Origin of the sequence: Actinocrinis sp. (genome assembly GCF_035946395.1) — a bacterium.
Classification (GTDB): domain Bacteria; phylum Actinomycetota; class Actinomycetes; order Streptomycetales; family Catenulisporaceae; genus Actinocrinis.
The window spans coordinates 1-21,756 of record NZ_DASYZI010000215.1 but is presented as its reverse complement, the minus strand read 5'-3'; the positions used below and the strand labels follow the sequence as shown (position 1 = coordinate 21,756).

Here is a 21,756-nt window from a genome sequence, read left to right as displayed (position 1 = left end):
TTGACAGTGGTGAGTCTCCGGGTCCGGTGCCGTAAGCAGCGGAGGCCAGTTCCTGCCCCCGCATGATCGGCGCGGGGGCAGGACGCAGACATCGGAGTTTGCGGTGTCTGTCAGGTGGCGGTGCCTGTCAGGAATCGGTCAGGCGCCGCGTAGAACGGCGCCGGTCTGTTCTGCGGCGAGGGTCACGGCGGCGTCGCGGGCCTGCGTGGCCTCGTCGACCGTGAGCGTCCGGTCGGCGGCCCGGAAGCGCAGCGAGAAGGCGAGCGACTTCTTTCCGGTGCCGATCCGCTCGCCCTGGTAGACGTCGAACAGCCGGATGGATTCGAGCAGGACGCCCGCTCCCCTGGTCAACGCGGCCTGCACCGCTTGTGACGGGACCTGCTCGTCGACGATGAGGGCGACGTCCTGGGTCGCGACCGGGAAGGTGGAGACGAGCGGGCCCTGGACCGGCAGGTCTCGCGCGGGCACCAGGGCGTCGAGGTCGAGTTCCATTGCGCTGGTGCGCGGCGGCAGGCCGAGCTCGGTCAGGACCTTGGGGTGCAGTTCGCCGGCGTGGCCGACGATCCGGCCGTCGACCAGCAGCCGGGCGCAGCGGCCGGGGTGCCAGGGCTCGTACTGAGCCTGCGTCACCCCCAGTTCCGCGCCGCAGGAACGCGCGACGGTACGGGCCGCTTTGACGGCATCGGCCCAGAGCGACGAGCTCGCGTCGGGCGCGGGTCGGCCGGGGCCCCACCAGCCAGCGCGTTCGCGTAGACCGGTCAGTACGACGGCGACGTGCGCGGGCTGGGCGGGCAGCGCGGCCTCAAGTGCGGCGAGCTGCTCATCGGTTGGGCGGTGCGCGGTGGACAGGCGCGGGGGCGGGGTCGCTCCCGGGCGCGGGAAGAACACCAGACCCGACTCGAAGAGGGCCACGTCGTTGAAGCCGCGGCCGAGGTTGCGCCGCAGCGTAGCCAGCAGGCCGGGCAGCAGCGTGGTGCGCATCTCCGGCTGCTCGTCGGACAGCGGGTTGAGCACACGCAGCGTCCGGCGGCGCGGGTCGTCCTCGGGCACCTGGAGCTGGTCGAGGTCCTTCTGACCGACAAACGGGTAGGAGAGCACTTCGACGTAGCCCGTGGCTGCGAGGTCCCGGCCGACGCGGCGGCGGATGCGCTGCTTGACGGTCAGACCGCGTCCGGCGGGCACGCGGGGCATGGTGGAGGGCACCCGCTCGTAACCCTCAAGCCGGATGACCTCTTCAGCCAAGTCGTTCGGGTCGGTCAGATCGGGACGCCATGATGGCGGGGTGACACGCAGCGAGTCGACGCCCTCGACGAAGCAGCCGATCTCCTGTAGGCGGCCGACCACCGTCTCTCGGGAGTAATCGAGCCCGGCGACACGGCCGGGCAGGGCAGCGTCGATCATGATCGGCTCCGCCGTCGCGGGACGCGTCGACTCGACGGTGACAGCCGAGTCGGGCTCGCCCTGGCCGAGCAGCACGAGCAGGTCCACGGTGCGCTGGACCGCGGCGGCGGCCGCGCTCGGGTCCACGCCGCGCTCGAAGCGGCGTGAGGCCTCGGAGGGCAGCTTGTGGCGGCGGGCGGAGCGGGCGATGGAAACCGGGTCGAAGTGCGCGCCTTCGATGAGCACGTCGGTCGTGGTCGGCTGGATCTCGGTGGCGGCGCCGCCCATCACTCCGGCCATGCCGATCGGGCCGGAGGAGTCGGTGATCAGCAGGTCCTCGGGGTCGAGCCTGCGGTGCGAGCCGTCGAGGGTCTCCAGCAGCTCGCCGGGCAGGGCGCGACGCACGGTGATGGGGCCGGTCAGCTTGTCGGCGGCATAGGCGTGCAGCGGCTGGCCGAGTTCGAGCATGACGTAGTTGGTGATGTCCACGATCAGCGAGATCGGGCGCATGCCGGCTAGCTGGATGCGCCGCTGCATCCAGAGCGGGGACGGGGAGAGCGGGTCGATCCCGCGCACTACGCGTGCGACGAACAGGTCGCAACCGGTCGGGTCGACCAGCCGCACGGGATGGCCGGTGCGGCTCGACGCCGGGGTGTCGAGCAGTGCCGGGTCACGCAGCGCGCTGCCGTAGGCGATGGCGGCCTCACGGGCGACGCCGCGCATGGACAGGCAGTAGCCGCGGTCGGGGGTGACCGCGATATCGAGCACTTCGTCGCGCACGCCGAGCAGCTCAACAGCGTCGGCGCCGACTTCGCACTCGTCGGGCAGCACGATGATGCCCGAGTGGTCGTCGCCGAGGCCGAGCTCGCGGGCCGAGCAGATCATGCCGTCGGAGACGTGACCGTAGGTGGACCGCGCGGTGATCTTGAACTCGCCGGGCAGCACCGCGCCGGGCAACGCGACGACGACCTTGTCGCCGGTGGCGAAGTTGCGCGCGCCGCAGATGATGCCGCGGGTGTCCCCCGGCGCGGGGCCGACCTGGACCTGGCAGAACCGGATCGGCTTCTTGAATCCGGTCAGTTCCTCGATCTCCAGCACGTGGCCGACCACCAGCGGGCCGGTCAGGCCGACGCCGGACTCGTGGACCGTCTCGACCTCAAGCCCGGCGCGCACCAAGCGCTCGGCGACCTCGCGACCGGTCGCGTCGGCGGGAAGTTCGACGTACTCCCGCAGCCAGGAAAGCGGTACGCGCATCAGATTTCCGTCCCGAAGGGGAGAGTGAAGCGGACATCGCCCTCGACGATGTCGTGCATGTCGGCGACCGAGTGGCGGAACATCAGGGTGCGTTCGAGGCCCATGCCGAAGGCGAAGCCGCTGTACCGGCCGGGGTCGACTCCGGCGGCGCGCAGCACCCGGGGGTTGACCACGCCGCAGCCGCCCCACTCGATCCAGCCCTCGGAGTTGCAGGTGCGGCAGGGCCGCTCCGGGTTGCCGACCGACTCGCCGCGGCAGACGAAGCAGCGCAGGTCCATCTCGGCGCTGGGCTCGGTGAACGGGAAGTAGCTGGGCCGCAGCCGGGTGCCGATGCCCTCGCCGAACATGAGGCTGGCGAAGTGGTCGAGAGTGCCCTTCATGTCGGCCATGGTGATGCCCTCGTCCACCGCAAGGCCCTCGATCTGGCCGAAGACGGGGGTGTGCGTCGCGTCGAGGGCGTCGCTGCGGAAGACGCGTCCCGGGCAGATCACGTACACCGGCAGCTTGCGGGTGAGCATGGAGCGGATCTGCACCGGCGAGGTGTGGGTGCGCAGGACCAGCGAGTCGGTGGCCTCGGTCGCGCCGGGGGTGTCGATGAAGAACGTGTCCTGGGTGGTGCGGGCCGGGTGGTCGGGGTGGATGTTGAGCGCGTCGAAGTTCATCCACTCGGACTCGACCTCGGGCCCCTCCGCGACCTCCCAGCCGATCGCGACGAAAGCGTCGGCGATGCGGTCCTGAAGGGTCGTCAGCGGGTGCCGGGCACCGCGCGGGGCCCGGTCCCAGGGCAGCGTCACGTCGACGCTCTCCTCGACCAGCACCCGGGCGTCGCGCTCGGCCTCCAGCTCGATCTGCCGGGCCGCGATCGCGGAGTTGACCGCGGCGCGGGCCTGGCCGACCCGCTTGCCCGCGTCGGCCTTCGCGGCGGGCGGCAGCGCGCCGATCTCCCGGTTGGCCAGGGCCAGCGGCGAGCGGTCGCCGGCGTGGGCGATCTTGGCCTCGTGCAGCGCCACGAGGTCGGCGGCGGCCGCGACGGCGGACAGGGCCTCGTCGCGGGCGCGCTCGACCTCCCCGGGCTTGAGCGCTTCGACTTCGACCGGGTCGAAGGTCTTGTTCGGTGCAGACATCCGATTGCTCTACTTCCGCTCTCCAGCGCCGTCGGGCGCGCTCGATCGGGACGTTGTGCGCTCAGGCAAGCTTAGGCGGTGGGCGACGTGCGTAATGCCCGGCACCTGATCGCCTGTGGATAACTCCGCTTCGACGGGCGGATTTTCGGCGGACAGACTCAGGTGGTGCCGCGCTCCTCGTTGGGAGCTGGCTCGACGAACGCCGGCTCAGTGAACACCGGCACGGTGAACCGGAATCGGGCGCCGCCGGAATCGGCGGTGCCGACGGTGATCGTGCCGCCGTGTGCCTCGATGATGCCCTTGACGATGTACAGGCCGAGGCCGGTGCCGCCACGCCGGTTGCCGCGCCAGAACCGGGTGAAGACGCGGCCGAGCATTTCCTGCGGGATGCCGGGGCCTTCGTCGTCCACGGTCACCGCGATCATGCCGGGCGCGCCATCCGTGTCCGGGTCGACGGTTTCAACCGTGATGCTGACATGGCCGTCACCGTGGCGTACCGCGTTCTCCAGCAGGTTAGCCAGCACCTGGCGCAGCTTGTCCGGGTCGGCGAACGCAGCGGGGGCAGAACTCGCCGCCACGACGAACCGGTCTTCGGAGTGCCCTGCCACGACTGTTCCGGCAACTGTTTCGCGGATCAGTTCCTCGACGTCGACGGCGTATCGCGCCAATTGGAGGCGTCTGGAGTCGATACGCGCGATGTCGAGCAGTTCCGCGATCAGACGGGTGACCCGATCGGCGTCCGCGTCGACGGTTTCAAGCATCAGCTTGCGCTGGTCGTCGGTGAAGCGCTCCCATTTGGCGAGCAGGGTCGCCGTGAAGCCTTTGACGCTGGTCAGCGGAGAGCGGAGCTCGTGCGCGACCGTAGCGATCAGGTCGGCGTGACGGCGCTCGGCACGTACACGGGCCGAGGTGTCACGCAGTCCGACGACGACGCGCCGCACGGTGCGCCCCTCACGCACGAAGCGGGCGGTGGCCAGTACGTCTCGGCCGCCGGGAAGCAGCAGATGCGTTTCGGGCTGTCCTGTGCGGATCGCCAGGCCGCCGTATGGGTCGGTACAGCGCCACCAGTTGCGGCCTTCGAGGTCTTCCAGGGGCAGGGCGTCGGCCAGGTGACGCCCGACGGCTGACGTCGCGTCGATCCCGGTGATCCGCACCGCGGCACGGTTGAACACGACGATCCGTGCATGCCGGTCGGCGATGACTACGCCGTCGGGAAGTTCGTCGTAGTCGGTGCCGAAGTTCTGCTCGTCAGTCGGGCGGGAGGGCGTTTGACGTATCGAGCGGCTGGCCGACGGCGCTCCGTTCCCGTGGCCGTTCCCATCACCGCTGCCGCTGCCGCTGCGGTTTTCGTCGCCTACTTCGGAGGCCGTCATCGACTCGGAATCGGCACTCTGGTCGACCGCGCTCGGTGCGTCCAACATTCCGCGCCCCTTTCCACGGATGGAACGGCTCGCCCCGAGTAAGGAACGTCGCCCGGTGGCTGTCGTGCCGGCTGCCAGTCGCCCGCAGCCTGCCGTCAAGCGGATTGGTCCATCTTTTTCTTGTTCAGGTCGCCATCATTGCCGTTCGCGCGCCGTTTCCGCCAGAGTCGCAGCCGATGCGACAGCTATGCGCCTGCGTATGCATTCGCACACGGCGTTTGCATCGTGCACTCCCCCTGCTCACGGCTGCGGGCTTCCGCCCGTCCGACGCTGCGCTCTTGCCGACGCGTATAGGCATACGGCCGCGGCCGTGGACAGGTTCAGGCTCTCGGCTTTGCCGTGGATCGGTACGCGCACGACCACGTCAGCCTGGTCGCGGATCGCGTCAGGCAGTCCCCAGGCCTCGTTGCCGAAAATCCAGCAGGACGGCGCGCGCAGCGCCCCGGAGTCGGCTTCGTCGTCGAGGTCGAGCGGCCCGGTGCCGTCGGCCGCCAGGATCCGCAGCCCGGCGGCCCGGCAGCGTTCCAGTGCCGCCCCGAGCGTGACGCCCACGACAATCGGGAGATGGAACAGCGACCCGGCGGAGGAACGCACGGCCTTGGGGTTGTACACGTCCACTGACTCGTCGCTGACGAGCACCGCGTCAGCTCCCGCAGCGTCGGCGGCACGGATCACGGAGCCGACGTTGCCGGGATCCCGAACGTGCGCGAGGAGCACGACAAGCCGCGCGGACGGACTGAGGGCGTCGGACAGCGTGGTATCGAGACGATGACATACCGCGACCATGCCCTGAGGGTGCACGGTATCGCTGAGTGAGGCAATGACCTCGTCGGTAGCGGGCAGCAGGTCTGCGCCCGCCGCGTACGCCGCCTCGATGATCTCGGGATGGCGGTCGGAGGCCGCGGCGCTGAAGTAGAGCTCTGCAATCCCACCGGGGTGCGCGGCCGCCTCGCGGACCGCCTGCGGCCCCTCGGCGAGGAAGAGCCCCTGCTTGGTCCGGAACGCGCGCGTGGCGAGCCGCCGTGCGGCCACCACCCGGGTCGAGCGGGCGGAGGTGATCGCGGGGCGGCCCGCCACGCGGGCGTCGGCGCCGGAGCGGGTCGGCCGGGGGCGCGCGGTCAGGCCGCGACCTTCGGGGCGTTCACGTCGGTCGGCAGCGCCTTCTGGGCGACCTCGACCAGCGCGGCGAACGCGGCGGCGTCGTTGACGGCCAAGTCGGCCAGGATCTTGCGGTCCACTTCGACGCCGGCGGCCTTGAGGCCCTGGATGAAGCGGTTGTAGGTGGTGCCGTTGGCGCGGGCCGCGGCGTTGATCCGCTGGATCCACAGCCGGCGGAAATCGCCCTTGCGCTTCTTGCGGTCCCGGTATGCGTACACCAGGGAGTGGGTGACCTGCTCCTTGGCCTTGCGGTACAGCCGCGAGCGCTGGCCGCGGTAACCGCTAGCCTGCTCCAGGATCGCGCGGCGCTTCTTCTGGGCGTTGACCGCCCGCTTGACGCGTGCCATGTCGTTCTCAACTCCTCGCGCGGGGCGCGCGGCGGATCATGCGCCGCCATTCCCCGCAGGTCGTCAGTGGTCTGTCGGTAGCTACCGTGTGCGGGGCTGGATCACTTACCGAGCAGCCGCTTGATCTTCTTCGTGTCCGCGGGGGACACCTCGACCTCGCCGGTCACCCGACGGGTGTAGGTGGACGGCTTGCGCTCGAACAGGTGCACCTTGCCCGTCTGACCGCGCATGACCTTCCCGGAGCCGGTGAGGCGGAACCGCTTCTTGGCACCGCTGTGGGTCTTGTTCTTCGGCATGGCAGCCGTTCTCCTCATTCCTCTTTCAGCGCGTACGCGAGTACGCGGGGGCGGCGGTCGGACCGCCGCCAGCCCGTGTTTCTCCTGCCGGTCCGGCTACTGCCCGGCCGGGTCCTGCACTACGGTGTCCTGCGCTTCGGCGTCGTGCTCAACAGCCTCGTGGACTGCGACGTCGTGTGCGGACGTGTCGTTCTGGGCCAGCACGTCGTCCGCGGCGCCGCTCTCGGCCACGTCCGGCCCGTCGGCGGAGTCCTCGCGGTCGCGGACGCGCGAGCCGGACTCGGCCTTGGCCGCCTTGGCGGCGCGGGCCTCGGCCATCGCCTCGACCTTCTTCTTGCGCGGACCCAGGACCATGATCATGTTGCGCCCGTCCTGCTTGGGCGCGAACTCCACGAAGCCGAGGTCCTCGACGTCCGAGGCGAGCCGGTCGAGCAGGCGCCGGCCGAGCTCGGGCCGGGACTGCTCGCGGCCGCGGAACATGATCGTGATCTTGACCTTGTCCCCGGCGTTGAGGAACCGCACCACGTGACCCTTCTTGGTCTCGTAGTCGTGCGGGTCGATCTTCGGCCGGAGCTTCATCTCCTTGATGATCGTGTGTGCCTGGTTCTTGCGCGCCTCGCGGGCCTTCATCGCGGACTCGTACTTGTACTTGCCGTAGTCCATGAGCTTGGCCACCGGCGGGCGGCCGGTCGGCACGATCTCGACCAGGTCGAGGTCGGCCTCCTGGGCCAGCCGCAGGGCGTCCTGGATCGCCACGATCCCGACCTGCTGGCCGTCCGGGCCGACCAGGCGCACTTCGGGCACCCGGATCCGGTCGTTAATACGGGGTTCGGCGCTGATGGGGCCTCCTAGGTTCATGCCGGTCGGTACGGCGAGCCGTTTGCCGTCCGACCGTGTGGCGGTACGGTTTGGGAGCCCGCACCGCCGTGATCGACTCCAGGGTTCGCGGGTAAGCGACCCGAACCGGCAAACAAAAGAGCTCCGCATGTATTCCATGCAGAGCTCCACCTACCGGGACGCCCGCTCTCGCGAGGCGTCGCATGACAGAACGTCCTGAGACGATCGATCGTGCCGGGACCGTTACCCGTCGACCGCTTGGTCGATCGGGTGGGAGGTGGGCCCTCCACTTGCGAACCGTCCACGCGCATAGCGCGTTGACAGTTGGTCGCTGTTACTCAATGTATCACGTGCTGAGGCGCCGCCCGATGGGGCGATCGGTGGCGTGGAGCCATACGACCACGTGCGTTATGGCGCTGCGACGATCGAGAGGCCGTCGCCGAGCCGGTCACGCAGCAACGCGTCCCCTGAGATCGCTTCGGCGACCGATCGCAACGGTTCGCTGAGAGCCTGCGGATCGGTGCCCGGCTTGAACCCCAGTTCCAGCACGGCTCCGTCGGCGAAGGCGCCGATACGGGCGCTTTCGAGTACGTTGGCGACCTCGGGCACGGAACGCAGGACGACGAGCAGCGCGGTGACGACGTCCGGATCAGAGTCCGGCGAAGCCGGCACGCGTCCATCGGCGAAAGCGCGCAACGCGGCGCCGGTGAGTTCGAACTGCTCGGCGGTGCCCAAGTCGACCAGCAGCACCTCTGCCTGCTCTTGAAGCGCCGCTGCCGCCGCTTTCTCGATCGAGACCGGCACCGGGCGGACCGCGGGGAATCCGGCAGTCGCGCCCCAGACGCCGAGCTTGTCCGCGGAGGTGAACACCGGCACGGCCTTGGCACCGTCCGCGGCCACCAGAGTGACCAGGGCCATCTCGCTGTCCTTGTCCCGGCGCAGTTCGGTGCCGCCCACGCCGGTTCCGGCCTGCTCGCTCTCACCGAGGATCGCCACGATCGGCGCGAGCACCCGCCTACCGGCGAGCAGCGGATACAGGGCGTACCGGTCGAGCTCGCCACGCTGGTGCGCGGCGAGCGCCTCCGTCAACATCGCGTCAGCTGACCCGTCGTCATCTTCGAATCCGGTCGGTTGAAGCGTGCGCCCACGGAAGTCAGTCACCCGATGAGCTTAGCCGCACGTCGAGCGCCCTTAGCCACTTGCTCGCTCGGCTCAACCGTTCAGCCGCTCAGGCAGTCGGCGGCGGCTGTGTTCCTTCGGGCGGTAGTGGGTTCTCGGGCGGCGCTGGACTCTCGTGTGACGACGGCGTACCGGCTGAATGGGTTGTCGGAGGCTGCGGCTGAGGCCACGCGCCCGGATAAGACGAGTAGAACGCCGGGTACGACGCGGGCGGCGGTGACATGTTGGCCAGAGCCCGGCGGCGGGCCCGTCGCAGCAGGATGAACGCGATCACGATCGCGGCGAGGAGCAGGACGGCCCCACCGACGATGGCGCGCGGCAGTGCGCCGAAGGACGGTATGGGCTCGGTGACGACCATGGCCTGTCCGTAGCCGAAGTGGCCGCTGGACGGTCCGGTGTTACCTGCCACGGGCGTTTGCGCGACGTCCTTGGTCTTAGTCGCGGCCTCCACCGCGGCGACCGGGTCGATGATGCCGAAGCCGATTTCGTCGTCGCGTCCGCCTGCGGGCTTGTCACGGGCGGTCTGTTCGATGATGTCGCGCACCTGGGTCGGGCTCAGCCCGCGATTCTTGGACTTGACCAGCGCGGCGAGTCCGGCGACGTACGCAGTGGCCTGGCTAGTGCCGTCGCCGAGCAGGTATTCGTCGTCACTGGCGGCGGCGTCGCACGGCAGGTTGACGCCGGGAGCGGCGACCGACACGTCCCAACTGGTGGTGGAGAAGGCGGCGTGGCGCCCGGAGGAGTCCACGGCGGCGACGCTGATCACGCCGCGTTCCGCGCCGGGGAACTGGATCGCGTTGCCCTTGTCGGCCGAGTTGCCGGCGGCGACCACGACCACGACGTTGTGGTCGAGCGCGTAACGGATCGCGTCGGCCTCGGGCGTCGCGTCGGTAGACGCACCGGCGTCGTTGCCACCGAGCGACATCGATATGACCTGCGCACCGTGGTCCACCGCGTAGCGGATGCCGTCTGAGATCGGCGTTTGGCTCGTGGTGGGCTGGTCGATGTCGGGCGCGTCGTCGTCGCGGATGACCCGGATCGACAGCACGTGCGCTCTCGGCGCGATGCCCAGCATCCCGTCCTCGCCGCCGCGTCCGTGGCCGGCGATGATCGAGGCCATACATGTGCCGTGCTCGCCCCAGCCGACCTGACCGGGCTGCTCGATGCCTCCGGCGTAGTCGGGGCCGGTCGTGACCTGAGCCGTCAGATCCACGCGCTCGCCCATCACGCCCGAGTCGAGCACCGCGACTGTGACGCCCGAGCCGGTGCTGATGCGGTTGGCTTCGCTGATGTTGAGGAAGGCGAGCGGCCATTCCTTGGCGCGGATGTCGTCGGCGTGTGCGGGAGCGGCAGCAAGGGACCACGCGGCGGCGCAGCCGAGCACGGTGGCTGCGGAGGCGAGGCGGCGCGCGCCGACGTGATGTCCCTTGACTTGCCTGACGAAGCCGTATCCCTTGACACCGCGTCCCCTGACACGGCGCCTGCCGGTGGCCGGCTGACGGCTGGCCGACAGCCGGGTCATGACGCGCCGCCTTGAGCCGCCTGGATCTTGTTGGCGAGGAGGTCCTGGAGTGCCGCGGGCAGGTCTCCGGCGACCTGCACCGCCGGGGAACTGGAGCTGACGGCCGAGCCCGAGCCTGCCGCTATCGCCGCGGCGGTGGGGCCGGTGCGTCCGTCGGTGAATCCTGCGACGGCGTAGACCAAATAGGTGCCGTCAACGGAGAGCTGAGACTGCCAAGCCACTCGTTGCTTGTCGCTGAAACCGCTGGCAACGGTGCCCGGCACGGCGTAGACGTGCGGCATCATCGCGGCCTTAGTCGCGTTCACGTCGCCGCTCCAGGCTTGGAACAGGCGCAGTCGTTCGGGAACGGTGCCGCTGAGTACGACGATGCCGACGGTGGCGGTCACGGTCTGGGTGCGATCCGCATAAGTCGCGGTCAGCACATGCACGCACTTGGTCGCGGCGAGTTCGGCGGTGAACGCATCGGGCAGCGACGCACACGAGTCGTCGGGCTGTATGCCAAGCCTTATGTAGGACTCGGTTCCCTCGCGAGTGATCGTCGGGGGCAGCAGCTGGTTGACCGGGGTGGTACGCCAGATAGCGCGTGCGGCGGCGTCCTGGGCCGCGCTACCCGTCGTGGGCCGGGTAGTGGTCCCACTGCTGGACCTGGCCATCGCGAGCCCTCCCGCAACGGCACTACCAGCGACCACGATGATCGCCAAGGCAGCGGCTATGGCACGCAGCGGAATACGTGGCCGGGGAGTCGGCGGCGGTATGGCGCCCCAGCCGTAGAAGGGCGGCTGCTGAGGCGGCGACTGCGGGTAGGGCGACGGCGACGGGTAAGGCGTTTGGGCGTATGCCTGCTGAGGCGCTGTCGGCTGTGCATATTGGCCCTGGGCATATGGGTCATACGGGGGTTGCTGCGGGTACGCCGGAGGGGGGTATGACTGCGGCTGATCGGGCTGCTGACCAGGCGTTCCGGGCACCTCAGCGGATGCGGGCTGTGTCGATGCGGGCTGTGTCGATGCGGATTGGGTCGATGCGGATTGGGTCGACGCAAACTGCATTGGAGCCTGCTGTGCTCTCGGAGCCTGAAGTTCCGATGGCGTGACGACGGCCTCCGTCACGTCCAGCTCTGTGACACCATCCCGCGTTACCTGCACATCGGCGACCCCTGTCACGTCCATGCGGGGTACTTCGACCGGTTCCTCCCCAGGCGGTTGCGCCCCCCAGGGTGACCCCGGGTCGTTCACGGCCATGGTCTCCCCCACCTCTTCCGTTCCCCCGCAGTGCTGGCCGGTGGCTTTGATCAGGTTGAACCTTAGTCCACCCATCGGGTGGCCGACACTGGGGCGACGGGGCTTCGGACGAAGGTCACCAGGTCGAGACCTATCCGGGATCTAATCGGGCTTAACCGGGCGACTGGGGTATGGAAGGGTTCGCAGTGTGAGCGACCTGGACCGCCTGAACCACGCCACCGCGCACATGGACCCGCCGCTGGCGGTCGTCGATGTGGCAGCGCTGCGGCACAACGCGGGCGAGCTGGTCAGACGGGCCGCGGGCAAGCGGATCAGGGTCGCGTCGAAGTCCTTGCGCAGCCGCGAGGTCCTGCGCGCGGTGCTCGCCCTCGACGGCTTCTCCGGCGTGCTCGCGTTCACCCTTCCGGAGGCGCTGTGGCTCGCAGGGTCAGGGTTCGATGACGTTCTGGTCGCATACCCCACCGTTGATCGCGCGGCGCTGCGACGGCTGGCCGCGGACTCGCGCGCGGCCGATGCGGTCACGGTGATGATCGACTCGGTCGAACACCTGGACCTCATCGAGAAGGCGACCGCCGAAGTCGCGGAGGCTTCCCCCATCCGGGTGTGCGTGGACATCGACACCTCATGGCGACCGATGGGGGGCCGGATGCGCGTGGGTGCGCGCCGGTCCTCGCTGCACTCCCCCGCCGCGGTCGCCGCAGTGGCCCGGGAAGCGGCGGACCGGCACGGATTCCGGCTGGTCGGGCTGATGGCATACGAAGCGCAGATCGCGGGCGTGCCCGACGCGCCGCCGGGGCGGCCCGGGCGTGCGCTGGCAGTACGCGCGATGCAGCACGGCAGCGGTGCGGAACTGGCCGAACGGCGTGCGGCGATCGTCGCGGCGGTGAAGGAGATCGCGCAGCTTGAGTTCGTCAACGGTGGCGGTACCGGATCGATCGAACGTACGGCGGCCGAGGACGCGGTAACGGAAATCGGCGCCGGTTCGGGCCTGTTCCTGCCACGGCTGTTCGACGGCCATCGCAAGGTGACCGGACGTCCGGCCGCGTTGTTCGCGTTACCTGTCGTTCGGCGCCCTGGGCCGGGGGTGGTCACGGTTCTCGGCGGCGGATACGTGGCGTCGGGCGTTCCTGGGAACGATCGGCTACCACAGCCCTACCTGCCGGGTGGCCTGCGCTATGACGCACAGGAGGGCGCCGGTGAGGTGCAGACGCCGCTGCTTGGCGCGGTGGCGGACAACCTCGTCGTCGGCGACCGCGTGTGGTTCCGGCACGCCAAGGCCGGTGAGCTGTGTGAACGCTTCGCCGAGCTGCACTTCGTGCAGGGCGACACGGTTACCGCGACGGTGCCGACATACCGCGGCGAGGGACGCACGTTCCTGTAGGTGGCGTGTGGGAAGCTGATCCGGTGGCTGACCGGTTGATGCTCCTGGACACTCCGACGCTCTACTTCAGGGCGTACTTCGGCGTACCCGAGTCGATCACGGCGCCTGACGGTATGCCGATCAACGCGGTACGCGGGACGCTGGACTTCATCTCGACGCTGGTCACCGCGTATCGACCGGATCGGCTCATCGCGTGTTTCGACGCGGATTGGCGGCCGGCGTTCCGGGTGGAGGCGATCCCGTCGTACAAGGCGCACCGGGTGCTCGATGCCGGGCAGGCGACCAGCAAAGCCACAGACGCAGCGGTCACAAGCTCGGGCGCGGCCGTCGAGAGTCTCGACCTGCCGCATGTCGCGGAGCGACCGGTGAGCGCGTCGGTCGAAGTCGTGCCCGACACGCTAAGCCCGCAGGTGCCTGTGCTTGAGGCCGTGCTGGAGGCGTTCGGGATCGCACGCGGCTGGGCCGAGCAGTTCGAGGCCGACGACGCCATCGCGGCGTACGCCGCACTCCACGATGGGCCGGTGGACGTGGTCACCGGGGAACGGGAGACACCAGATTACCAACACGTGCGCGTGCAGGTCGTCACGGGTGATAGGGACCTATTCCAGCTGGTAGACGACGCGTCCGGGGTCCAGGTCCTGAACATCGCCAAGGGCGTGGCCAAGCTGGAGGTCATGGACGACGCCGCGATCCAGGCGAAGTACAACCTGCCCGGCGGCAGGGCCTACGCCGACTTCGCGGTGCTCCGCGGGGACCCGAGCGACGGCCTGCCCGGGGTGTCCGGGATCGGTGAGAAGACCGCCGCCGCCCTGATCTACGAATACAGCTCCCTGGCCGGACTACTGGCCGCCGTCAAGGACCCGGCCTCCACGCTTAAGCCAGCCGTGCGCAAGAAGCTGGACGCCGCCCGCGACTACCTCACCGTCGCACCCGACGTCGTCCGAGTCCGCGCCGACGCCCCCGTCACCAAAGTCGACTCCACCCTGCCCACCACCCCAGCCCACCCAGATCAACTGGAGGAGCTCGCCGAGCGCTACAGACTGGCCAGCCCGATCAAACGTCTCACCAAGGCGCTGGCTGCCTCGAGGACTCCCGCTTAGACAGAACGAGAGGGCCAGCCTTGCCGGAGAGCCGCCACAAGTACCTGTACGAACGCCCGGAGGATCACGACTTCCAGCAACTGGTTGTCGCCAGTACGGCCAAGCCGAAGACAGGAACGTTCGACAAGCTCAACGCGAAACTCGATGGCCGCGGTCTACAGCTGACGTCAATTCGGCTATGGCAGTGCGAAATCGACGTCTCCAGTCACGGAGGAGTCGCCTGCAACGCCTGCACAGGCCCCCCGGCTGCGCAAGAGCCGCTGGGATCAGCCAAGACCATATAGCCTACTGCCTCGGCCCCTCCACCCATGGTCATGGTCAGCCTGACGGCTTGGCCGAACCACTGGATCACGTTCGATGTCAAAATTCGACTATGAGTCTGCCGACCGGATCGCCTGGCGCCCCGCTCTCCGCCGCGGACGCCTTCGACGTCCCCGTCTTCGTACGGCGGAGCTCGCCACTTGCTCCCGGTCCCAATCCGACGAAGTGGGAGGTCGGGCACGCGGCCACGCCGTGGCCTGCCGCATCCGCTGTGCCTGCTGACGGGGCCTATCTCGTCACGACCACTTGGCGCGACGTGCTCAAGGCTGCGGTCATGGTGGGGCGCGACATCGCGCCCTGGCTTGCGAAGACTCCTGAACTGGCCCGTCGGGAGATCATCGCGCGGCGCTATCCCCTCGCGGCCTACCTGGTGCGCCGGCCGTCTGCCATCGCGCAGGCCGGTGTGGCCCGCGAAATCGTCCCCAGCGTGATCTACCTGCACGCGACCGAGAGTTCGATGCGGTCCGCGTTCGGCTACCACGTCGGCATGACGATGGCAGAGTGGGCGTGCCGTGGCCTGATGGGCCTTGGCCGAACCATGCACGCCGAGAACGGAATCCCGACCGGCGCGACGAGCGAGGGGTGGGAGAAGTCGAAGAGCCTGCCCGACCTGTTCGGCACGCATCCCTCCACGGGAAAGGTCTGGCTCGTGGAAGCCAAGGGCAGCCGCTGGCTGAGCAGCCCCGCCCGGCACAAAGGGGCGAAGCAACTGCAGGTCGGCAGCCTCATGCCGGTGGGCCACAGCAAGGTGCTGTGTGCCACGGGCCTGGAGCGGCGGCTGCATATGGCGATCGACGTCGAAAACAGCCCTGTCCAGGGCGCTACCGCACCTGACGACGCAAGCCCCGACGATGCAGACTCGTATGCGGCGGAGGGCCGCCTGCTCGAGGAGAACGACGCGGCGCTGCTCGCGCTCGCACGGTCCGAGCTGCTCACCTACCTCGCGCTCTCGTCGCTTTCACCCGACAGCCTGAGTCTCGTTGCGGTGGCGAGCCCTCCGACCGAGCGGCGCCAGCCCGGTCTGGCGAGACTGCTGGAGGAGGATAGCCAGACGCGAGAGGTGCGCACCCGTCTCGGTCCGGACGCGTCAGGACAGCAGATCAGGTCGAGCGACGGCGACGACATGCTGGTGGGTGCGATCCCTGGCACGGACCTGCTGCTCGGCATGTCCCGAAGGCTCTTCAACGCTTGTCGGTCCCTCGCCGCGGCGGAGGCCGAACTCGTCCAGGAATCGGCTGCGGCCATCTACCCGCAGACTTCGTACCTACAGTTGCGGGAACTGGCCTCGGCCACTGAGGACGAGGCTGTCCGCTGGCACGAGCAACTACGGCCACTGCGCGACACGCGACTGCCTAAACTGCGACGAACCACGCGCGAAGGCTTCGCACGCGGGTCCGAAACCGACTGGGACGAGTTGATCGGCGGTACCCCGAGGTTCGCGATCCCAGCGGACGAGGGATACCTCGAAGCAGCCACGGCCGATACCTACCTGGCCGTACGCGCCGAATCCATCGGACGCGACGGCGATTGATGCCTCGTCCAGTACACCTGGGTAGCGACCGCAGGATCGAATCTTCCGTCGAACCAACTCGACGGCCGGAGAGGGGCCGGCGCCCCGATGCAGGGTCGGGGCCGCGGCTCGTCTGGCACGCCCCGGAACGCTACGGTAAATCAGTGCGATGTCTTCTGATTGCCCCGCTAGAAGCGAACACCGACGAACTCATCGACGTGCTCGCTGCGAACAACGCGGAGACCGAGCGGTCATTCGACGTCGGCGCCGGCGTGGGCCTCGCGCGGGCAGACCTGGCTCAGTTCGACTTTGTCCTGGCGCTTCTGCCCGACCATCTGGGTGCGCCTTCGGCCGCCACCGCGGCGATCTACGTGGAGATCGGCGTCGTCGCCGGGCGGGGTCTGCCCGTTCTGGTACTCACCGCACCTGACAGTCCCGCGCCTGCTACTCTCGCCGGTCTCACCAGTGTGACCGCGAGCCTCGACAACGTAGACGCGCTACGCCTGCACGTAGGCCTCTTCCTGCGAACCCTGGCCTCCGAGCCACGAACCGCGGCGCACCGAGCCCAACCAGTCGGCGACACGCTCGCCGCCGCCACTCGGACACGTCTCGAACACCTCCGGCGACCGGATCCCGACCCCAGGAAGCCCTTCGACTTCGAGGACATCGCGCTGGACCTGCTACGTGGATCCGGCGCACTCGTCGAACAGCGCAGCTTCGCCGGAGGCGACACCGGGGTCGACGCGGCGGCATTCATCGAAGGCACCGAGGAGCAGCTCGGAACCTTGGTCGTTCAATGCAAATGGAGCAGTACCCGGCCGCGGCTCGACTCGTGGATCACGTCCCGAGACCGCCTCTCGGACTACGTGCTCCAGTCGCCCCGAGCCTTCGGCCTCTTCATCTACGGCACCGCCGACGCCTCGGAGGTCAAGATCCCCCGACCAACCTCGTCTTCACCGTGAGCATCGACCAGCTTGTCGCCGGCCTCGCAGACCGCTCCCTTCCCGACCTGCTGATCCAGGCGCGCAACCGCCTGGTCCACCAGGGGTAGCCATGGGTTTTGACCGAGCCAGCATCCATCGCCACCTGAAGGCCGCCGCCGCCCAAGACACCGACGAGCAGGGCAAAGCCTACGAGGCCCTGGCTGTTCACCTGTTCGAATCCGTGCCCGGCTGCCTCGTCGAACCCAACGTCCTGGGCGTGTTCAAAACCGAACAGATCGACGTCGCCGTAGGCGTCACCCTGGCCGAAGGCGGCTTCGCCCTACTGCCCGAGGTCGTACTCGTCGAGTGCAAAGACTGGGTCAGAGGAGTCGACAGCAGCACCCTCGGATACTTCATCAACATCCTGCAAAGCAGGGCGGTCAAGCTCGGCATCCTCATCGCCGCGAACGGCATCACCGGCAAGCCAGACGAGTTCACCAACGCCCACGCCCTCGGCCTGAGCGCCCTGACCAGGGGCATCAAGATCGTCGTACTGACCACCGACGACATCAGCTCCCTCACGTGCTACCAGGACCTCGTCGAACTGATCCACCGCCGATACCTGCGCGCCGTGGCCTCTGGCGGCATCGGCGTGCCATAGTGCGTCAGCGCCATCGTTGATGGCGACCCGGGCGCTTCGCAGTTATCGAGCGCTCCGGCGTCGTTCGCCCGACCCCTGCCGCATGAGCCATCCTTCTTCTATGGACAGCCCTCGAGCCGACGAGCAGCCGGGTCCCACTCCCCCGGAACGTGACGTCTCTCGCGTCACGCGCCTGGACATCCTCGACTACCTGCGCACCGCCGCGGCCTCGTGGCACGGGCGGCTCGGAGAGATCGAATTCCTCGACGGCCTGTACGACCTGGATGCGCTCGCCTCGACCGACAGCCGGTACGCCACGGCCCGCCAGGACATCCGCCAGCATCGTGTGAACAACTGCGACGGGAAGGAGGATTGGGTCTTCGACGATCCGCGCTTCGGCCTGCTCGACGGACCCGACGACGTCCTGATGGCGTTCCTGGCCCGGATGCTGCACCCCGAAGTCCAGCCGGACGTGGACGCGGCCGCGCGTCTGGCTGAAGACCTCAACCGCTTCCTCGCGCCCGACGGATGGGCGCTGCGCGCCGACCGGTTCCTCTCCGGCCGGCCGGTCTACGCCCCCGTGACGGTTCCCAAGAACCTCCTGCCCGCGATCGCGCTGCCTCTCGGCCACGACGACGCAGGCAAACTCGAGATGGTCCTCGGTCTCACCCACCACCTCCTTGATGCCGACGGCCAGGGGCGAGCCTGCGAGCTCGTGCGCGCCTCAAAGCTTTCACTACGCCAAGACGGCGCGTACTACCACCCGATACCCGGCGACAACTGGACGGAGTCCACCTACGAAGCGGTCCTGACGATCGGCCCGGGGCTCGTCGCCGAGTTCACGCAGGAGCTGCAGGACTACGTCTGGGGACACCTGGGCGCCGTGCTGACCCAGCTTGATCGGGGCGATGTCCAGTCGATGGTGGTCGAAGGGGCACTGCCGCCGCTTCCGGCGGTCGATCACCAGTGGCGGGAACCTGCGGCGCCACCTCCAACCAATCAAGCACGGCGCGAGCGAGCCGCGAACGAAGGCTACCCCGTCCAGGACGGCCTGGTCTTCGGCAGTCGTGCCGAGCTCGTCGCCTACGAGGTCCTCACGGAACTCCAGCGCGAGTGCCAGCCCCAGAACGCCATCGCCATCATGCCGCTGGCGTCCGTCAGGCTCCGCGACGCCGGGGTACGCAGCCCCGATTTCACAGTGCTGGGCAACGGACGGGCTGTGATCATCGAGGTCGACGGCCCACACCACTACGGGCCCACCCGCAAGGCCGACGACGAGGACCGCGATCGGCACTGGATCCGCTGCGGCGTACCCACCCTCCGCATCGCGGCCCACCATACCGAAGACCCCGCTAGCCTCAAGGCGCGCCTGCGGGAAGACCTCGGGCGCACCATCTTCCAGCGCCGCTAGAAGCGCGAACTCCTCGGCCACGAGAGCGCCGGGCATGGCTTGGTCAGCCAGTTGCCCCTAACGTAAGGTCTCCGACGGATCCTGGCAGTCGAGAGCTTTCAGGACGTTCCGGCGTCTAGCTCAGCGGAAATCAAGGAAGTGAGGATCGATCGGAGTGCGGCAAAGGGAAGCGGGGCGCTCTTCTTGGGCGCGCCGTCGGCGTGGACTGATGGATCGGTCTCGTGCTTGCGTGTACTCATCGGTGTTAGATAGGTGACTTCGCTCTCACCCGTGTGCACGAATTGTGACCGGAGTCTGTAGCTCTCTTTAAGGCACGCCTTGAGCGTCCGACGGTCGGTCGGAACCGATTCCGAGAAGTGGTACCGCGACTGTTCATACCCGGGGAGGTGTCCACCCCTTCCGTCGCCGACGTAGATCCAGTCGAAGTGCTCGTCGGTCCAGAACGACTCAGGCAGTCTTGTACTGGCGTACTCCCCGAATGTCTCCGCCAGCCGCATGTGCTGATCTTTCATCAGCCGCGCCCGAAGCATCTCCGCCTGGTCCGCAGAAAGGTCCGCTTCTGCCATGAAGCGATCCCATCGCCCGGCCATGTCCCACGCGGACCACTCGTGAGGTGGGTTACCGAACTCCCTCGACAAGGCCTCGATCCCCGCGACAATCGACATATAGGCTGATGTCGGAGATACGGGTGCGAGGACACACGCACCGTAATGCAACTGGAGCGCCGCGAGGACGACACGTGCTGAATCCTCGTCCAGGTGCGTGATGCGATCCACGAGTTCATTCAGCTTCTCGATGAGATCGCCACCGGAGGGTGCTTCCAACCGCTTGTCGCTCATATGCCCAAGCGACATGAAGATCGTCTCACCGCCTTGATCTGTGACGGGCCATTCTTCGAACGCCTCGATCCGATGGCCAGCCGCGAAGGTCAGGAGGCTACCGAAGGCGGCCGTCAGTTCTGCCGTCCACAGTACGTGCTCGATGTGTTCCGGCGTCACGGGTACGCCGACCACGTGCAGAACCTCCGGGCCATGGCCTGGTCGCTGAACTGCTTCGAGGGGCGCCAGCATGATCAGCCCACGACTTGAGTGCCGGTCGAGGCCTGGGATCGCCACACGGCGCCAGAGGATCCTGGCCCTCTCGTCGCGAGGAGATTCAATGTCCTCAATCGATGCTCGCCACTCTCGCAAGATGTTCACGACGGGAGTATCGTGCCGCCTCAGTCGAGCGCGCACCCACTTTATGCCTATCGCACGACCTGGGCGACACGGTGAGACGATCGACTCACCCGCTTTATCGGGACCCCCCGGGGCATAAACGTCCGCTGCGCCACATGGCACCCGTCTGCGGTCAGGGGCCATGGGCCGCTCGCTGAACCACCCACGTGCGCGTCAGGCCGTTTCTCCACCCGATCCGCCACAGTCACTTTGCTGGCCTGCCGCGTTCATCTTGCCGACTATGCCATATCTATCAATTGCCATCATGCTGCGCTTTGAGCATAATGGCTCTGACGACGAAGTCAGACATGGAGAATCAGAACACCTATAATTTGACCAGCAAATCCCGGGACCGGGAGACACCAGATTACCAACACGTACGAGTGCAGGTCGTCACGGGTGACAGGGACCTATTCCAGCTGGTGGACGACGCGTCAGGGGTCCAGGTCCTCAACATCGCCAAGGGCGTGGCCAAACTGGAGATCATGGACGACGCCACGATCCAGGCGAAGTACAACCTACCCGGCGGCCGTGCCTACGCCGACTTCGCCGTGCTCCGCGGCGACCCGAGCGACGGCCTACCCGGCGTTGCCGGTATCGGCGAGAAGACCGCCGCCGCCCTGATCAACGAGCACGGCTCCCTGGTCGGCCTGCTCGCCGCCGTCAAGGACCCGGCCTCCACGCTCAAACCGGCCGTGCGCAAGAAGCTGGACGCCGCCGCCGACTACCTCGCCGTCGCACCCGACGTCGTCCGAGTCCGCGCCGACGCTCCCGTCACCAAGGTCGACTCCACCCCGCCCTCGAGCCCGGCCGACCCTGACCGGCTGGCGGAACTCGGCGAACGCTACGGGCTATCTAGCCCCATCAAACGTCTCACCAAGGCACTGGCCGCCTCGAAACACGGCGGCCACTGACACTGCCGGAGCCCATCCCAGGTTGTCCGGCACAGTCCGTCCTGTCACGTAAGGGAAGTCGTCCAGCGCCGACCATCCGTTAAGGCCGCCGCCCGACAGGCTCGATGCGCGTAGGATCCTTGGCCGTCGACACGGTCGAGGCCGGTCAAAATCGGCCCCGACTTTGACTCAACATCCCCTTTGGTGGGAACCGTCATCGTGACGTTCCCCGAACGAATTTGTGCTCAGAGATATCGTGGGTGTGCTCTGCGACCTGCCAAGACAGGGATTTGACAGCTACTACCGGATCAATGATGACCTCGCTTCTCGTGGTCTTGCGATGATGGGCATGCCGAGGTGTGTCGCTGGTTGCCGTACTGCTTCATCCGCTGCTCGTTTCGTATGACGCTGGTTAGGGCTTGGCGCTAAATAATCTTTACGTGTTCTGATTGTCCTGCCATGGTGGCTCGTCGAACTTGGCCGTGATGCCTGATTGGTTGACCTTGTAGTCAGGGTCTTGATGGATGTGAAGCGCCCGTGGCGCTCTGTGAGTCTTCGTGTTGCTGAGACAACGAAGTTCGCGAGAGAGCCACGGGCTTGGTCA

General features: G+C 68.0%; 18 protein-coding genes. 7 read left to right on the top strand and 11 right to left on the bottom strand.

Annotated features, from left to right (window positions below; translation table 11 throughout):
* Window positions 1–138 precede the first annotated feature (138 nt).
* The 10 genes from pheT to VGS97_RS13705 all read right to left on the bottom strand — a co-directional run bounded on the left by pheT (window position 139) and on the right by VGS97_RS13705 (window position 11,171).
* Window positions 139–2,634: a phenylalanine--tRNA ligase subunit beta gene (pheT, locus tag VGS97_RS13750; RefSeq protein ID WP_326853827.1), complete on the bottom strand. Its 2,496-nt coding sequence runs from the start codon at window positions 2,632–2,634 to the stop codon at window positions 139–141.
* A complete protein-coding gene (gene pheS / locus VGS97_RS13745; RefSeq protein WP_326853826.1) occupies window positions 2,634–3,758 on the bottom strand; it encodes a phenylalanine--tRNA ligase subunit alpha in 1,125 nt (374 codons plus the stop codon). The genes pheT and pheS overlap by 1 nt, the downstream gene beginning before the upstream one ends.
* Window positions 3,759–3,916: 158 nt before the next feature.
* The gene (locus VGS97_RS13740; RefSeq protein ID WP_414641713.1) at window positions 3,917–5,131 is read right to left on the bottom strand and encodes a sensor histidine kinase; all 1,215 of its coding nucleotides are present in this window, start codon (window positions 5,129–5,131) and stop codon (window positions 3,917–3,919) included.
* A gap of 288 nt (window positions 5,132–5,419) precedes the next feature.
* Window positions 5,420–6,256: an RNA methyltransferase gene (locus VGS97_RS13735; protein ID WP_326853824.1), complete on the bottom strand. Its 837-nt coding sequence runs from the start codon at window positions 6,254–6,256 to the stop codon at window positions 5,420–5,422.
* 41 nt (window positions 6,257–6,297) lie between these two features.
* Window positions 6,298–6,684, bottom strand: coding sequence for a 50S ribosomal protein L20 (gene rplT / locus VGS97_RS13730; protein WP_326853823.1), 387 nt, complete (start codon window positions 6,682–6,684; stop codon window positions 6,298–6,300).
* Window positions 6,685–6,785: 101 nt separating this feature from the next.
* The gene (gene rpmI / locus VGS97_RS13725; RefSeq protein WP_326853822.1) at window positions 6,786–6,980 is read right to left on the bottom strand and encodes a 50S ribosomal protein L35; all 195 of its coding nucleotides are present in this window, start codon (window positions 6,978–6,980) and stop codon (window positions 6,786–6,788) included.
* A 96-nt stretch (window positions 6,981–7,076) separates the two neighbouring features.
* Window positions 7,077–7,838 (bottom strand): translation initiation factor IF-3, encoded by a 762-nt coding sequence (gene infC / locus VGS97_RS13720; RefSeq protein WP_326853821.1) that lies wholly within the window; start codon window positions 7,836–7,838, stop codon window positions 7,077–7,079.
* 387 nt (window positions 7,839–8,225) lie between these two features.
* Entirely contained in the window at window positions 8,226–8,909 is a 684-nt protein-coding gene (locus tag VGS97_RS13715) for an SseB family protein (protein WP_326853820.1), read from the bottom strand.
* A gap of 136 nt (window positions 8,910–9,045) precedes the next feature.
* On the bottom strand, window positions 9,046–10,518 hold the full coding sequence (locus VGS97_RS13710; protein WP_326853819.1) for a S8 family serine peptidase: 1,473 nt from the start codon (window positions 10,516–10,518) through the stop codon (window positions 9,046–9,048).
* Complete coding sequence (locus tag VGS97_RS13705; RefSeq protein WP_326853818.1) at window positions 10,515–11,171, bottom strand: hypothetical protein; 657 nt, start codon at window positions 11,169–11,171, stop codon at window positions 10,515–10,517. Before VGS97_RS13705 ends, VGS97_RS13710 begins: the two co-directional genes overlap by 4 nt.
* A gap of 811 nt (window positions 11,172–11,982) precedes the next feature.
* Here VGS97_RS13705 and VGS97_RS13700 point away from each other — a divergent pair.
* The 6 genes from VGS97_RS13700 (at window position 11,983) to VGS97_RS13675 (ending at window position 19,042) form a co-directional block, all read left to right on the top strand.
* On the top strand, window positions 11,983–13,137 hold the full coding sequence (locus VGS97_RS13700; RefSeq protein ID WP_414641712.1) for an amino acid deaminase/aldolase: 1,155 nt from the start codon (window positions 11,983–11,985) through the stop codon (window positions 13,135–13,137).
* 38 nt (window positions 13,138–13,175) lie between these two features.
* A complete protein-coding gene (locus VGS97_RS13695; RefSeq protein WP_349262124.1) occupies window positions 13,176–14,237 on the top strand; it encodes a 5'-3' exonuclease in 1,062 nt (353 codons plus the stop codon).
* 373 nt (window positions 14,238–14,610) lie between these two features.
* Window positions 14,611–16,089 (top strand): hypothetical protein, encoded by a 1,479-nt coding sequence (locus VGS97_RS13690; protein ID WP_326853815.1) that lies wholly within the window; start codon window positions 14,611–14,613, stop codon window positions 16,087–16,089.
* Between the two features lie 143 nt (window positions 16,090–16,232).
* Window positions 16,233–17,030 (top strand): restriction endonuclease, encoded by a 798-nt coding sequence (locus VGS97_RS13685; RefSeq protein WP_326853814.1) that lies wholly within the window; start codon window positions 16,233–16,235, stop codon window positions 17,028–17,030.
* 91 nt (window positions 17,031–17,121) lie between these two features.
* Window positions 17,122–17,652: a hypothetical protein gene (locus VGS97_RS13680; protein ID WP_326853813.1), complete on the top strand. Its 531-nt coding sequence runs from the start codon at window positions 17,122–17,124 to the stop codon at window positions 17,650–17,652.
* Window positions 17,653–17,734: 82 nt separating this feature from the next.
* Window positions 17,735–19,042 carry a hypothetical protein gene (locus VGS97_RS13675; protein WP_326853811.1) on the top strand — a complete coding sequence of 436 codons (1,308 nt, stop codon included), beginning with the start codon at window positions 17,735–17,737 and terminating at the stop codon, window positions 19,040–19,042.
* 98 nt (window positions 19,043–19,140) lie between these two features.
* On the opposite strand, the gene VGS97_RS13670 is transcribed toward VGS97_RS13675, so the two are convergent.
* On the bottom strand, window positions 19,141–20,241 hold the full coding sequence (locus VGS97_RS13670; protein ID WP_326853810.1) for a hypothetical protein: 1,101 nt from the start codon (window positions 20,239–20,241) through the stop codon (window positions 19,141–19,143).
* 440 nt (window positions 20,242–20,681) lie between these two features.
* On the opposite strand from VGS97_RS13670, the gene VGS97_RS13665 reads away from it, so the two are divergent.
* Complete coding sequence (locus VGS97_RS13665; RefSeq protein ID WP_326853808.1) at window positions 20,682–21,173, top strand: 5'-3' exonuclease H3TH domain-containing protein; 492 nt, start codon at window positions 20,682–20,684, stop codon at window positions 21,171–21,173.
* Window positions 21,174–21,756: the final 583 nt, after the last annotated feature.

Bases quoted from the DNA above. Each gene is read 5' to 3' on its own strand.
- pheT (WP_326853827.1), bottom strand. From the start codon at position 2,634: ATGCGCGTACCGCTTTCCTGGCTGCGGGAGTACGTCGAACTTCCCGCC.
- pheS (WP_326853826.1), bottom strand. From the start codon at position 3,758: ATGTCTGCACCGAACAAGACCTTCGACCCGGTCGAAGTCGAAGCGCTC.
- VGS97_RS13740 (WP_414641713.1), bottom strand. From the start codon at position 5,131: ATGACGGCCTCCGAAGTAGGCGACGAAAACCGCAGCGGCAGCGGCAGC.
- rplT (WP_326853823.1), bottom strand. From the start codon at position 6,684: ATGGCACGCGTCAAGCGGGCGGTCAACGCCCAGAAGAAGCGCCGCGCG.
- rpmI (WP_326853822.1), bottom strand. From the start codon at position 6,980: ATGCCGAAGAACAAGACCCACAGCGGTGCCAAGAAGCGGTTCCGCCTC.
- infC (WP_326853821.1), bottom strand. From the start codon at position 7,838: ATGAACCTAGGAGGCCCCATCAGCGCCGAACCCCGTATTAACGACCGG.
- VGS97_RS13715 (WP_326853820.1), bottom strand. From the start codon at position 8,909: ATGTTGACGGAGGCGCTCGCCGCGCACCAGCGTGGCGAGCTCGACCGG.
- VGS97_RS13710 (WP_326853819.1), bottom strand. From the start codon at position 10,518: ATGACCCGGCTGTCGGCCAGCCGTCAGCCGGCCACCGGCAGGCGCCGT.
- VGS97_RS13705 (WP_326853818.1), bottom strand. From the start codon at position 11,171: ATGGCCAGGTCCAGCAGTGGGACCACTACCCGGCCCACGACGGGTAGC.
- VGS97_RS13700 (WP_414641712.1), top strand. From the start codon at position 11,983: ATGGACCCGCCGCTGGCGGTCGTCGATGTGGCAGCGCTGCGGCACAAC.
- VGS97_RS13695 (WP_349262124.1), top strand. From the start codon at position 13,176: ATGCTCCTGGACACTCCGACGCTCTACTTCAGGGCGTACTTCGGCGTA.
- VGS97_RS13690 (WP_326853815.1), top strand. From the start codon at position 14,611: ATGAGTCTGCCGACCGGATCGCCTGGCGCCCCGCTCTCCGCCGCGGAC.
- VGS97_RS13680 (WP_326853813.1), top strand. From the start codon at position 17,122: ATGGGTTTTGACCGAGCCAGCATCCATCGCCACCTGAAGGCCGCCGCC.
- VGS97_RS13675 (WP_326853811.1), top strand. From the start codon at position 17,735: ATGAGCCATCCTTCTTCTATGGACAGCCCTCGAGCCGACGAGCAGCCG.